General features: G+C 50.5%; 8 protein-coding genes. All 8 read right to left on the bottom strand.

The window, feature by feature from the left end; translation table 11 throughout:
* On the bottom strand, positions 1-3,609 hold a 3,609-nt coding region (locus HMPREF1640_RS11325), incomplete at its 3' end, for an N-6 DNA methylase (protein ID WP_036894903.1).
* 109 nt (positions 3,610-3,718) lie between these two features.
* Entirely contained in the window at positions 3,719-5,803 is a 2,085-nt protein-coding gene (gene topB / locus HMPREF1640_RS11330) for a type IA DNA topoisomerase (protein ID WP_036894906.1), read from the bottom strand.
* A gap of 21 nt (positions 5,804-5,824) precedes the next feature.
* Complete coding sequence (locus HMPREF1640_RS11335) at positions 5,825-7,225, bottom strand: DUF4099 domain-containing protein (protein ID WP_036894908.1); 1,401 nt, start codon at positions 7,223-7,225, stop codon at positions 5,825-5,827.
* Positions 7,226-7,693: 468 nt separating this feature from the next.
* Positions 7,694-8,206 carry an isoprenylcysteine carboxyl methyltransferase family protein gene (locus HMPREF1640_RS11340; RefSeq protein ID WP_008124767.1) on the bottom strand — a complete coding sequence of 171 codons (513 nt, stop codon included), beginning with the start codon at positions 8,204-8,206 and terminating at the stop codon, positions 7,694-7,696.
* 101 nt (positions 8,207-8,307) lie between these two features.
* Positions 8,308-10,272: a phosphatidylinositol-specific phospholipase C gene (locus tag HMPREF1640_RS11345; protein WP_036894910.1), complete on the bottom strand. Its 1,965-nt coding sequence runs from the start codon at positions 10,270-10,272 to the stop codon at positions 8,308-8,310.
* A 224-nt stretch (positions 10,273-10,496) separates the two neighbouring features.
* A complete protein-coding gene (locus HMPREF1640_RS11350) occupies positions 10,497-12,938 on the bottom strand; it encodes a hypothetical protein (protein WP_081935365.1) in 2,442 nt (813 codons plus the stop codon).
* A gap of 34 nt (positions 12,939-12,972) precedes the next feature.
* Positions 12,973-13,146 (bottom strand): hypothetical protein, encoded by a 174-nt coding sequence (locus tag HMPREF1640_RS13550; protein ID WP_197051514.1) that lies wholly within the window; start codon positions 13,144-13,146, stop codon positions 12,973-12,975.
* 131 nt (positions 13,147-13,277) lie between these two features.
* A complete protein-coding gene (locus HMPREF1640_RS11355; protein ID WP_036894911.1) occupies positions 13,278-13,727 on the bottom strand; it encodes a histidinol phosphate phosphatase in 450 nt (149 codons plus the stop codon).
* Between the last annotated feature and the right edge of the window lie 640 nt (positions 13,728-14,367).

Genomic DNA, 14,367 nt, shown 5'->3' on the forward strand with positions numbered 1-14,367 from the left:
CACCTCGTGGTCGCAGATACCACCTCCATTGGTCTTCAGCATCCACACGGCATCTTTCTGACTATTATAAAGGTCTGGTATGCCCAATCTTTTAAGGTTAAGGTTGGGAAACGACTGGTGCGTACCGTCAAAATTGGGACGCACAAAGCAGTTAAAAAGGCGGTTGTAACGGTCTGATAGTTGTTGCTTAAAGGTGTCTGGTGTCCGTCCGAGCCAATCGACAAAGCCCTGTCTGATTTCCTCAATCTTGGCGTTCGCCATCTGTATGGCGTGTCCGTCCCGTACTTTAATGGTCTTGGTTTCTCCTGTGATCTTATCCGTCACCTCCTTACTCTTGTTGATGTCGGGAATGGTATTGTGAAGTGCGTGCTTCAGCAGGTTGATGCCGTCATATCGACGAAATTCCCCCTGCACGGCATATTTGTGCCAAATGTTGGCATTCTTTCGGTCGCAGACAAGGGAATACTCGTCCATATTGGAATGGTAGGATACGCCAATATCCGTCCCGAAAAACTCCGAGGCAAACTTGCCATATACTTTGGCAGGTATCCATCGTTCTCCGAGGTTAAAGTCCAAGTCGGCAAAGGGAATAGGTGTAGGAGTGGCGGCACGCAGGGCAGTCAGACTCTGTTTCGCTTCTTCATGCTCTGGATGATCCAAAAGCCACGACTCGATACGCTCCGCCTTTTCTATCACGTTGCCCGAAATAAACTTGTCGGCTACCTCATAACTGTCCTCTTCGGGATTGTAGAAGATGCGTCCTTCCAAGGCGGAAAGCATATCGCTCTCTTCCATATCGGGAAGCAGGGAACTCATATAGTCAAGTTCCACCGTGCCGTATTTGTTGAGTGATGCGCCCAATGCCTCCATCGGGTCTGCGGCAATGGAAAGTTCAGAGGTGGAGAAAGCCGTCGGATGGTCGAAGATGTACGCCTTGATGTACCTGCCGTTCTCGGAGCGTTCCAAGAATAGCATCTCCACTCCGGTGGCATCCATCTTGATGACATCGGTGTTTGCCTTCTGGTTGAAGTACCCCCAACGACCTACATAGCCGTCATAAAGCCGATTGAGTTTCTCACGCTCTTCCTTGTCCTCCGCTTGGTTGTTCGCCTCATAATCATAGAGTCGGTGATAACTCTCCCTAATCTCAATATATGCTTTCAGCCGTGAGAGCTGGGCAAAGGGCAAGTCCATCGGATTGAAGGAGGGATGCCGTTTCAAGTCAGACAGGAAGCCTACCTGCCCATTCTGTACGACTATCGAGCCGTCACGCAAATGTGAGTCGGGAGAAGAAAGGAACGGACGCGGTGAAGCATCAAACTCTTTCTTAACCTCTGCTATGGGCTGTGCCTTGCGAGGCTCGGCTTCCTCCATAAAGTCAAAGAGTGAGGGTTCTCTGACGGGAGTCGATGCAGTTTTCTTGCTTCTGCGAGGACTGCTCGGCGTGCTTCTTGCCGGCTTGGACTGTCGGCTCGCAGAAAGCGGTTGGTTATCGCTGACCTTCTTTTGTTGAGTAGCCTCCTTGATTTCATTATTTACACGGGCTACATCTTGTGTCCAAAGACTATATTCCTCCGGGGTAAACAAGAACTGTTCCTTTGGCTCTGTCTCGATGGTGCTGTCCATTATGGGATGATGGTCTTCGTCAAAGAATACCGTCTGTCCGTTCATCTCGCGTGGGGCTTCCACGTCCGTGCGAATTTCACGGCTTTCTTGTTCGTATTGTCTTTGAAGGGTAATTACGGGGACACCTTCGGGAGCAGGTTCAGTTTCAGGCTCTATTGTTGGAAGTACCTGTGCAGCTTGTGCTTCTTTTTCTGTCTCTGATTCGTCTCTTGATTCATCTGCCACTATCTTATTACCATCTTCGACCTTCTCTTGGGGCAGAGTGTCTTCCTGTACTGGTCTTAGAACTTCCTGACGGTTTTCTTCCTTGACTTCCTCTATGATGGGTTCTTTAGTGTATTGTCCTCTGACAATCTCTTCCAGTTCTGCTATCTCGTGCAATTTAGTGGGTTTGAAGTATAAGTCCCGCTCAATTCCCAAGCCTCTGATCTTTACTTCCTCCATTTCATCAAGCGACATTGTACCCAATTCCCAGCCGTAGCCCATCGTAACAGCACCGAAGCCGATGCGCTCCTTGGGGTCGTACTCCAATAGATAAGCCGTGTAAGCCCCCATTGGGAAAAAGTAGCGAGCGTAGGCTATTCTATCGCCAATGAGTTCTTTTTCTGTCTTATAGAGTTTGGGAAGCTGTTTTTTGATGCTATCAGGCATCAGATTATAGGCATTATCTTCCTCCTTATCCTTGATTTCCTGTTCTTGAGGTATTCCTTCCGTTTTTATGTTTTCTTGCACTTTTTGCACCATCTTGTCCACGTGTTCCTGCTGTTCCTCCCGAGTCATGGGTATGCCGGTTTCATAGAGTTTATGATCAAAACGTTGCTCCATTTCTAAGGATAGTTGCGTGCGCAGACTGTCAGCCAAGTCCTCGATACTGCCGTCAAACGTATATTCCCAAGCGGGCTTGCCGTAAGGGTCTGTACCCATTTGTCTGTCTGTGGCAATCGTACGGTGGGAAATATCCTTCCATTCGCCCTCAAAGAGGGAGTTATGATTGAACGCAATAGAAAAGCCGTCGCCTTTAGGAACAGAGGCGGTCTTGACAAACTGCTGCTCGATGCCCTCACCAATTTCCTTGCCCGACTGCTTTTGCAGCACAATGAGGTCGCTGCCCACATCCGTACCTGCATTCTCGGAGAACATGCCCGAAGGCAAACGGATAGCGGAGATAAGCCTGCTGTTCTGCATGAGATAACGGCGGATGGCTTCATTCTTGGGGCTGTCCAATACGCCCTGCGAGGTAATGAAAGCAAGAAGTCCGCCCTCTTTGATAGTGTCCAGCCCTTTCACAAAGAAATAATTGTGGATGGTTCGGGTGGATTCCCGTTTAAGGATATTCTCTCCCTTACTATAACTACGGTCATAGACCATAAAGTCGCCAAAGGGGATGTTGCTGGTGATAAGGTCGTACTTGTCCTTGTCTTCCAATTCACCGATAGCTTCAAAGGGTTCTTGCCGAACAAAGATATTGTCCTTGCCGTAAGGATGAAGGGCTTGTGTGATGCGTGCCGTAAGCAGGTCTTTCTCCATAGCATCGACCATGCCTGCTTGTTTGGCAAAGGTTTCGGCGAAGGCTCCCATACCCATAGAAGGGTCTAAGCATCGTCTTACTTGCACATCGGTGGCACTAAGGGCATCGGCAATGGCGGAGACGATGCGGGTATCGGTATAGAAGGAGGTCAGTACGCTTGCCTTGATACTCTCCCAATAGCGTTTGGCGGTGTTGGCATCGACGGCATCACGGTAAATTATCTGTTTGAGTCTTTGGGTCGGAGCAAACAGGTTTTGTTCCGATGCGCTCCAATAACGGAGGTCGTCGGGATTGTCACAACGGTTCAACACGCATTTCAGACCACCGAAACCTTGATAGCCTCTGAGCAGGACTTTCTCAGCTTCGGTGGCATCACGTCGTTCTTTCTCTAATCGGAGGACCACACGGATGGCTTCCGTATTGCCCTCCAAGACTGCTTTCTTATTGTATGCCATAATTTTTCTGTTTTAAGATGGAGAGGGAAAATTAGTCGGGATATCATTTCTGACGTATAGTTTTTTACTATCTCCCAACTAATTTATTTCCTCTCCGAGCCTGTGTGAACTATCTCCCCCGTACTTTGCCTTTCTTGCCTTCAAACTCAAAGGCGGTGGTGTGGTCTTCGCCCAGCACAAGGCGCGCGTTGAACTTCCTGCCTGCCTTGCTCGTCAAGCCTTTAAGGATAGGCGTTCGCCTGGTGGTTATTAAATCACGGATATTGTCTTCGGAAAGGAACGTGCCGCAGATTTCACGGAAGATGTGGAAGTCGCAGCCTTCGCGCCTGCATTTGGCAATCTTGGCATAGATACCCACTGTCTCGTTACCGCATTTGGGGCAGCGGTAGGCGGGATAGGACTTCTGCATCGGTGAAGCAAGGGCGAGGAGTTCCTCGCAAATCGTCTCCACATAGGAGTTGATGCCTTGCGCGAACTTCTCGGGCGGCATCTGTCCTGCCTCTATGGCGGCAAGGGTCAGTTCCCACGAGCCTGTCATCTCTGCATTGGCAATTCGTTTGTCCTTGACAATCTCATAGACTGCCAAGCCTTTCTCTGTCGGGACTACCGTTTTCTTTTCTCTTTGGATATAGTCTCGCAGGATAAGTGTTTCGATGATGTTGGCACGGGTGGCAGGTGTGCCGATGCCGCATTCTGCCATTGCTTTCTTGCTTTCTGCGTCCTCGACCTCTTTCCCGGCATTCTCCATAGCGGAAAGCAGAGTGGCTTCTGTATAAAGCGGCTTCGGCTTGGTCTTGTGTTCGGTAATCTCTGAGGAAAGCAGCGGTAATACCTCGCTTTCTGTCAGGTTGGGCAACACGGACAAGGTCTGTTCTTCATCCTCCTTGCCTTTCTCATCGTTCGTTCCGGTAGCTTGCTGCACGGCTTTCCAGCCCAAATAAATGCTTCGGCACGCCTTCCAAATGAAGGTGTTTGTACCGTCGGTCAGTTCCACCTGCATCCGCTCTTCCTCTGAGTCGGGAGAGAAGGCTTCGATGAAACGATGGACTACCATTTGGTAGATGGTTGTTTCATCTGCTGATAGTCCTGATGGAGTTTCACCCGTAGGGATGATGGCATGGTGGTCGGTCACTTTTTCGTTGTCCACAGAGTGGCGGTTAAGTGGCAAGGGCAGTGTTTTTCCTATCTTGCCAAGCAAGGCAGGTACTTCCTCGAAAACATCTTCGCTGATGTATCGACTGCCGGTGCGGGGATAGGTCGTGATTTTCTTCTCATAGAGGCTTTGCGCTATTGAGAGGGTCTTATCTGCTGAAAAGCCGTGCTTTCGGTTGGCTTCCTTCTGCAAGGCAGTAAGGTCGTACAAGAGGGGTGGCGACGTATGTCCCACCTTTCTTGCGACTGAAGTCACGGTAAGCTGGCTCTGTTCGCGAAGCATGGCGAGAGCGGACTGTGCATCGGCTTCATTGTCAAATGCACTGCTGCTCACGGCTTTCAGAGATATGCCCTCTTTCTCTCCTGCTACGGAGAGTTTCCAATAAGGAACGGAAGAAAAATCACGATTCTCTATATACCGACGGCAGACCATAGCGAGTGTCGGAGTCTGTACCCGTCCCAACGAATAGCCGCCTTTGCGAGCAATGGATAGGGCACGGCTGGCATTGATGCCCACAAGCCAATCGGCTTCGCTTCTTGCTTTGGCAGAATGATAGAGATTGTCATACGCAGTTCCTGCCTTGAGATGGGCAAGTCCTTCACGGATGGCTTTATCCGTGAGGGAGGAAATCCAAAGTCTGTCAAAAGGTTTGTGGCAGTTCAAATGGTTGTAGATATAGCGGAAGATGAGTTCACCTTCACGCCCAGCATCGGTGGCTACGATGATGCGGTCAGCCTTGTCAAAGCAAACTCGAATGGCTTTGAGTTGCTTGAGTGCTGCGGGGTCTGATGTGTACTCCTTATCCTTGCGCACTTGTCGCACGATAAGCTGGAAAGGATTGGGACGGATGGGTAGGTCTTCGGCTTTATAGACTGCAAAACCGTATGCTTCGGGCATGGCAAGGGTGATGAGATGTCCCATCGCCCATGTTACCACATAATCGTTACCTTCTAAATATCCGTCTTGTCTGGTATTAGCTCCTACAATACGGGCTATATCTCTGGCTACCGAGGGTTTCTCGGCAATAATACAAGTAATCATATTCGGGTATTATTTTAAGGGTTACATCTTACGTCCACGGTGCTGTTGTTTCTTCTCGTCCTGCTTTTGCTTTTGGGCGGCAGTGGGCTGTGTCTGCCCGGACTTTAACGGCTCGTTCACGTTCTTGGTAGCTTCGTTGGTCTTGCCGTCGTTATTCACGGCAACCTGTGTTTTGTGTTCTTCGGCTACGGCTACCACCTTTTCCTTGCCGGTCTCTTGCTTCTTGTCAGGATTCCATTTGTAGAAACGCGGGCGGTTCTGCTCCTTATCCATACGGACATAGGCATTGAAGGGTTGTCCTTCCTTGTCCACCATGTTCTTCAGATAAAGTGTGCGACCGCTGTCTAATGCTTCACGCTGCTTGTCGGAGAGTTCCAAACCGCAGAGCTTATGTGGTGCGCCTTGTTGCTGAGAGTGCTGCTGTCGCTCCTTCAAGCCTTGCTTATTCTCGAAGATGAACTCGATGCCTTTCTTCTCGGCATTGACTTGCAAGGTAGCATTGAAGGATTTACCACTCTTGGCGGTCATTCCTTCCACTTTCACGGCTTTGCCCTCTACAAGGTCTTTGTACTGTGCATCAGAAAGTGTAACACCCTTGATTTCCTTGGGGATATTCACGCGGTCGGCACGCAGGGCAATGAGTTCGTTGGTCTGTGGGTCAATGGAAACGTAGGCGGCAAATGGCTCACCATTCTTGGGCGTAATCTCAATGGTCTTACCGAGATTACCCGTTGCAAGAAGTTGTTCTTTTTCTTCGGGAGAGAACTTGTGTCCCATATAAGGGAAATCGAGCTGTGGCTCCTTGCGAAGCGGGTGAACTGCCAAACCGATATTACCCTCGCCATCGGTACGGAATGCCAAACGGGCATCGGTGTAGATGGTGGTATCGCCCATCGGAATGGCGATGGTTACAAGATTACTCTTTTGCCAATTGAGCATCTTTGCTAACTCTCCGCTCTGCTCCAATCGCTCACGGGTAAGACCGAGGTTGTCAAGCTGCTTCCAATCAATCTTAGACTCGTCGATAGCGGTGGCGTTCTTCTGCTTGGGCAGGAAGTCGTCAAAGCGCACCTGACTGTCTGCCAACTGCTGCTTGCTCTCAGGCTTCTCACGGTTCTGTAACATTGTTTGGAGCGATGCCACACCTTGCTCCACGTTGTTAGCCACTACTTTGTAAAGTCCAAAACGGGACGGCTCGTTGAACTGTTTGAGGAAATTGGTCATGAAGTTCTTCAGCAAGCCGTCCTTGTTGTTGAATTTCAGAAAGGTTGCTTGATGCACGTCCTTGGCTTCCGTTGTTTGGAGTTTTCCCTTGTCGTCAATACCCGAAACTACAGAGAGTTTCCCAGCTTCATTCTCGTTCTTCACTTCCGCGCGGTCTTCTAATACCAGCACATAGTTGTCATTGTTGTTTAGTTCCATAAATTATTACATTTTGATGAATATATAATGTTATATATTGGCAAAATTAAATTGATTAAACCAAACGCGCACACGGGGAGGTAAAGGTGGGAAAAGGTGGGAAATAAAATGAGGGGAAGATGCGCTGCGCCAACAAAAAAGGCGTTCCCTATAAAGAGAAAGCCTATGGATGAGAAAGCACATCAACGATAAGTTTTTTGGTTTGTAGCCCGATTGTCTGCCGCCAATAACCGTGAGTGTTGTCAGTCAGAGTCGTGAGTAACGTCACTCGGCTCCGTACATGTCGTCACTCAGAGTCGTACATGTCGACATATAGAAGAATATTGGGTGAATTACAGGGGGCGTTTTTCTGAAAAGAAAAACGCCCCCTTTCAATACCACACGTCTATCTGTGGTTGCCTATCCTGTTTATAAAGGTTATCCTGATGATAGATTGTTTATAAAGATTATCGACGTCGGTCACGACCGTTACGATAGCAGGTGGCGCATGGCTCTTTCTTCTTGACGGATGCGAACCATTAGCAGGTAGCCGTAGAGCAGCAGACCCACGCACAGCGTTGTCCAAGCATGGCAGAGCAGAGCCACGCCTATCAGTTCTGGTATGATGTTGAGGAAATAGTTGGGGTGTCGCACTGTGCGAAACAAGAAACTGCGCTCGATGCGGTGGTTGGGTACGATGTAGAGTTTCACCGTCCAAACGTCGCGCAGTTTATAGATAACGTAAAACAGCATGAGGTAGGCAAATGCCATGACTGCCACGCCGATGACCGAAACTCGGTCAAACTCCATGTTGCTGGCATATCCCTCGTACAGGGCACCAAAATAATAGGCTATGTGGGCAAGTGTCAGCAGCAGGGAGTTGCGTTTTCCGTACTGGGTGGCACCACACTTGATGAGACGTTTCTCGTTCTTGATAGAATAGGCGAGCGAGAACAGGCGCAAGACAAAGAAACTTGCGAAGATGATAATTGCGTATTGCATAACTGTAATATGTTTTATGATGTTTAATAATCTGCGATGAAGCCGTGCCGATGAGGGGGATTCTGCACGGCTCGGACGGTGTATAGGCTTGTCTCACCTTGTTACCACTGCTTGAGAGGCGGTGTGGCGGTGTCGTTGAACTTGATGGCGATGTTGGTGAGTCCGTTGTCCCACCAGCCTGCGAAGTTGAAAAGCAGTATGCCCGTGGTGCGCATGTTGTCGTCGCCCCGCAGGATGTCCATCACATAGGGATCCACGTATTTAGTGACGGTATTGGGCGCACCGATACCATTGTATCCCGTGTACGAGCAGAAGGTGATGAACCAGTCGGGTGCCGCACTACCGTACGCCTCACTGGCTTTGAGCAGGTTCTGGCGAACGAGGCTCACCTTGTCCTTAGCTTCGCATTTGTAGGTGTCCTCCACGTGCAGCGTGGTTCTGGTGTAGTTCATCGACTGTAGGGTGGTAGAGAACTGACGGTTGTTGGGCCAGCTCTCTATCCAGCCCGAATTGGAGGAATACCAGCCCTCCCGGCTCACGATGAGCATCTTGCCACGCAGGTCGCCCATAGTGAGGTCAGGGCTGAATGCTCCTGCAATGTATGGTGTAACGTAGGGATCGGCTTTCAGCACGTTGCTCACCGCCTTGCGGTATTTGTCGCCTCCATCGTGATCGTAGTCATAGTCGCGCTTGATGGTCATGATAACTGTTTCTGAGGGGTGTTCCCACAGAAAATCAGCGGTGGCACGCAATACATCCTTGTGGAACGTGCGGTCGAACACAAACCTGTCGTGGCAGAGTTTCAGCACATCGCCGTCGAGCACCAAGCGGATGTCGAAGAAGCGTATACCGCTCTCGAGCTGCCCCTTGATGTCCTTGTCTTGCGTTTTCACCCATACGATGCCCGTCCATGCTCCCGTGTCGTGGGTGCCGGGAATGGACATCTTGCACACCAGTCGGTCGTCTTCTATGTTCTGCATCCAATTGGCGTTGGTGGTTGGCACCAGTTGGCGCAGGCGCAGCGAGAGCGTGTATGTGAGTCCTGCCTTGGGTCCTTGCGCTCCGCTCCTGCCCTCCAATGGCGTGTGGTGTATCCACCACGGCGTGCGTTTGCCCTTGCGCTCTGTCGTGGGTATGGCGTAGATGTCAGAGAGATAGCCTGCCTGTTTGCCTATGGGCATTGCCCAGAAGCCGTACCAGCCTGATGTCTCGCCCGGTTTCAGCGTGAGTGGCTGGGTGAGCGGACACACGAAATCTTCTCCTTTTTTCAGCAACACAGGTGCTACCGCAGGCTCTGTCGCTCGGCTGTCTGTCTGCCACGTCGCTTCCCACATAAACGGTGCTGCCTGCATCGAAGCGTCGGGGGCGCGCATACGCAGTTCAGCCAAGTCGAGCTCTCGCCCTGTGTCGTTGGTCAGCCGCATTCGGATGAACGCTCCTTGCGGTGTGAACCTCACATGAGGCGTGTGCAGGTGAATGCCGTCGTGCGTCTTCAGCGGCAGCCATGGCGAGAGGTATGGCAGATTCCACTGTTGCTCCTCGCCCCGGGTTATGGGTTGTGCCATGCGGCTCACCCCAAAGGTCATGCGTTGGCTCTTGGCATCGTAGGTGCCTTGCCCAAGCATGAAACACGCCTGCCAGTTGCCCAGCTCTTCGCCGTCGGGACACTCCACCTCGGTGGTGATGTTGTCGCACCACAGTGTGTTGCCCCTTACTATCCATTCCACAGGCACGCATCTCACGGGTATCTTGGGGTTGTCGTTCCTGATGGCGCAAATCCCCTTCTGCGTCTCGCCACTCTTGAGGCGCAGCTGTGGAAATAGCGTTTCGCCCTCAAATTCGTAGCTCATTGCCCTTGTCGCCGCTGGCTTGTCGTAGCTGACCGTGGCGTTTGCCACTTCTACGCTGAGCCGCACTATGCGCGGCTGGCGGTGTGGTTCTTCGGGTTCGGCATCCGTACCGTTGTCGCATGCGCACAGCAGCATGGCGCACAGCAGTGCGTACAAGGCTGTGAGCAGCGTTGTCGTTTTGGTTATCTCTTGGTATGAGTTTTGTCTTGTAGCCATTGTTGTTATCTCCAGTTTTTATTTTAGGGGTGCAAAGGTAGCAAATAATTCGCAACCACACAAACCTCACCAACCGCATAGAAACAATACGACCACGTCATGCTCCGCAGGGGAGACGTGGCGTGGTCGTTTATTCTATATCGTATATCGTTCGTTGGCGGCGGCTTGGTGGACGGCGGTGGCTCGCAAGCTGCCACTGTTCGGTTATCCTGTGCTGTTACCCACTACTTGCGGTGTATGAGGCGTTGCTCGTCTTTGTCTTTCTGCAACTGGCGTGGGGCGCGCTTGCCGAACTCGTCCACGTCTCTGTTTACCATGAGGCGAACGCCATAGTGGAGTGTGGCATTATCGTTATGCCCACGGTCGAAGCCGTCTCTGGAGAGCACTCGGTAGCAGAAGGTTTTGTTGCTATAGGCATCGTCTTTGTCATACGTGTTATGTTTCCAGCGTGTTCTTGACCAGTAAGCCATGCGCCATGTAGGTGCGCCTTTTGGGAAGGGGAAGCCCACACAGGGCAGCACACGGTAGCAGTCTGTGAGGTATAGGGGATTGCTGTCCGAACATTCTCCCCACCATTTGTCGTCCATAATGTCGCGCACGGTTACATTGGCGTTACCTATCCAGCGGCTCTGCACTACGAGGCGCATACCTCGACCGTCATTCGTAACATCGGGACCGCCTGCGTCCATAAATCTCCAGCGATAGGCACAGCGATAGCGGTTGCCGTAGGGACGGCGGTCTTTGTGCGACTGTGCCTCTTTGTTGTTGCCGTCAAAACGTATGGCGTAGAGTTCAAGGCGGTTCTTGTTTTGCATGAAGTAGGAGTAGAAAATGGGTTTATTGTTCCAAAACCGCTCTTCCTGCATGTCAGACTTGTTGCTGTTGTGTGTCTCGCCAGCTGAGATGATGGGGCGCATGTCGTCTTCCTCTGGGTCGTACATCTCGAAGTAAGGGTTGGGAGCAGGCTTGATATTGTCCCAGCCTGTAAGACCTATGGGCAGTTTACCCTCGTAGATACTTGTGAGGATGTTGGGCAGTGCAAGTCCCCATTCCTCGCCAGTGGGCAGGTGATAGTCTTGTGGTTTCATCGTACCATTATTCAGGACAAAGCGCATCTTCATGTCGCTGCTTTTGAGTGACCAGTTGCTCACCCAACCGTTACCAGCCTCGTTGGGGTGTGGCGTGTTGGTGTCGTGGAAGCCCACTTCGTCTGTCTTGCTGTTTGTTACCGCCAAGCGTTCCAAAGGGTTTGCCCACGGATAGGCTGGCTTGCCGTCTCTCATTTTTCCAAAGCATGGGCGGCACACGCCAAGTTCTACGACTTGAACTTTATTCTTGTATTTATCGCTTTTGAAGTCGCGGGGTATAAACTCTCCTGTCCACTCCTGTGGCTTGCTCTGTGCAAGCAGCCATTCGTTGGCGTATGGATAGCGTTCACCTTCTTTCTGTTTCTTACCCAGCATGAATCCGCCACGCTCGGCGGTGAGCATGGTCTGCCCTATATAGTTGAGCTTTGGAATAGGCATTCCCCACACATAGAACTCGTCGTATTCGGCTTTCTCCTTGCCCTTGCGCATGGCAGAGGCATCGAAGGTGTAGCGATATTCGTAGAGTGGCGAACCGTAGTCGGCACTCTCTTCGAGTGGGTTCATATTGGCAGGGTTGTTGAAGTGCAGCTGCCGGTCGTTCTCGTATAGCCAGTAGAAGTTGCTTTCAATGCTTTCGTTCCAAGGGCGCAGCTCGCAATCGAGACCAAAAGAATGATCCATAGCAAGATCGGCATCGGAGCGAAACAGGCTGGGTGGCATCATTAGGAAGCCGCCTCGGGCAGTGATTTGCGAACTGGCAAAGGCGTATTTATGACCCTCTGGTTTCACCAAGTCGGTGTTGCGTTTCACCTTGAAGCGTATCAGGTTGCCTATCATCTTGAACCTCCAACCCTTAATGACGATTTTGCCATTCTGTATCACGAGCGGTTTCCAGCCTGTGGTGAAAGGCACGTTGGCAAGGATGTTGCCTTTTGCGTCCACCGTGTTGTGGAGGTTTGTGTGCTTGGGGTCGAGGTCTACATAGAAGCGATATAGGCTCTCTGCCAACTTGCGTTTGTTCTCGTCAAGGGTCATGTCGGTGCGTGCCTTGTCGAAGTCGGGGTTGTATTCGCCTCCGATGATGCCGCACACATACCATTTCTCGCCATCCTTGGGCATGGCACTCTTGCCGTTGAGCCAGTGAAATTTCACTATACCGTCGCTGTTTATATCTATTGTCCCATCTTGTTTTGGCTCCACATTACTCCAGTTCATTTCGCCCGTGCCAAGCACCACTTTGTTAGGGTCTACAGCCTCCTTGCCGTTCACCATCGCTTTATCGTCATCGCCAGCACGCACGATGAAGATGCGTGCTTTTAGTTCAGTACCGTGCAGGATGGGCAAATCTTGCTTGTCGAGGGCAATGGCGCGCGTGCCGCTGCCCTCTTGTACAATATTCGGAGCCTGTACGGTGGCGTTCAAATCCACGTCAATGGTGGTGAAAGCCTCTGTATCCAGCGTACCGTTATTCAGCTTTTGTCTCTCGCTCGTAATCGTATCGTCTGCACACGAGGTGGCAAACAGTGCCAATATGGCAGCCACAGCGAGAACTGTGTATGGTTTGAATAGATGTTTCATACTTATAAATTTTATGTGGGATAATAAAAAATAATTAGGGATTGGGATCTTCATCGTCATCTCCAGCGTGTTCGGGTGGGAGAACCTGCGCACCAGGGCTTCCAGCCAGCAGTGCATGTTCTGCCTGCATGGGTATCATCGTGATTTGTGGACGAACGTACTGTTTTTTCTCTCTCGTTGTTTCTTGAGTGTCAATAATCTCTGTCATAATTCTTAAAATTTTATGTAGTTAATGCTAATTGGTTAAAATCTCGTATATTGTTGCCTGCCCAAGTTTGTTCGTGAGTGACGTCGGTCAGTGTTGTGAGTGACGTCAGTCAGCTGCGTGAGCGACGTCGGTCAGGGGTGCGTGTTTGGTTTTTCAGAGCTTCCGCTTTTCGCCTTGGCTGGCGCTTCGGTGCGCTCGTAGCTCACGCCGCTGAGGGTGAAGTATTTGCGCGATGGCTTGAGCCTGACGGCGGGTTTGGAAATGTGCTTGGCTGGACTGAACTCCTCCTTGCCTTTCTCCACGAGGCTGCTGCTAAAGGTGGGGGTGAGGGTGCCGATGTCGCCAAAGTCAACGCTGTCGCCGTTCTCAACGTGTCGTTTTGCTATTTCGGCGGCAAGTCTCAGTACTGCCTCCACTTCCGCACCAGTGAAAGTGGTGGCTCTTGCCACCTCGTCACAGAACGAGCGGTGGTCGATGCGTTTTCTACCTGTTGGCAGTGCCTGAATGACGGTCTTTCCTGCCAGCTTTCCTAATGTTGCCTTGCGTTCGGTGAGAACGTAGGCTAAAGGTCTGTTAGCCATAATTGAATAGTTTTAAGGGTTTAAGTAATAAAATAGCGATTGGAACGTATCTTCCAGCGCATTCCAACCATATCTGTTTCGCCTTTTGCTTTTCTTTTATCATATTATTACATTCATTGGTATCGACAAGATAGTTTTACCGCATTTGCCCAGTATAACTTGTCGGCGTGCTTGTCAGCGATTTAGATTCCTCTATATTCGCCTACGTACACAAGCCATGCTACAGGTCACTCTGACCGTCAATCTTTATCACTGTGCAAAATGGAGCTTCGTACAGCTTCCTTTGTTTTACAATTACTTTAGTCATCACTTCGTCAGTTTCTTTATTTATTGTAAATAGTTTGTCGTCTTTTTTAGCGACCTTTTCGCTCTTTTCCTCCATAAGCGTGTTCGTTTTTCGGTTACATAGTCTTTTATTGTCTTAATCTCTATCAGTGCTACACGACTATAGGTTGTTTTCATAGTTTTTGTTGTAGCGTTTCCTGCTTGTGCTATTTCGTACATACGAGTACTGTGCGCAAGTCACACGACACTCATGGGTATGGCGATACTCCTCTCATACCTTTTCTTGCGATGAAAAAAGGCGGAGAGAGAGTAGTGTGCGGCGAACCAATAAAAAGTGTTAAAAAGTCGGGGGGGG

It is taken from the genome of Prevotella sp. S7-1-8 (genome assembly GCF_000758925.1).
Lineage (GTDB): Bacteria > Bacteroidota > Bacteroidia > Bacteroidales > Bacteroidaceae > Prevotella.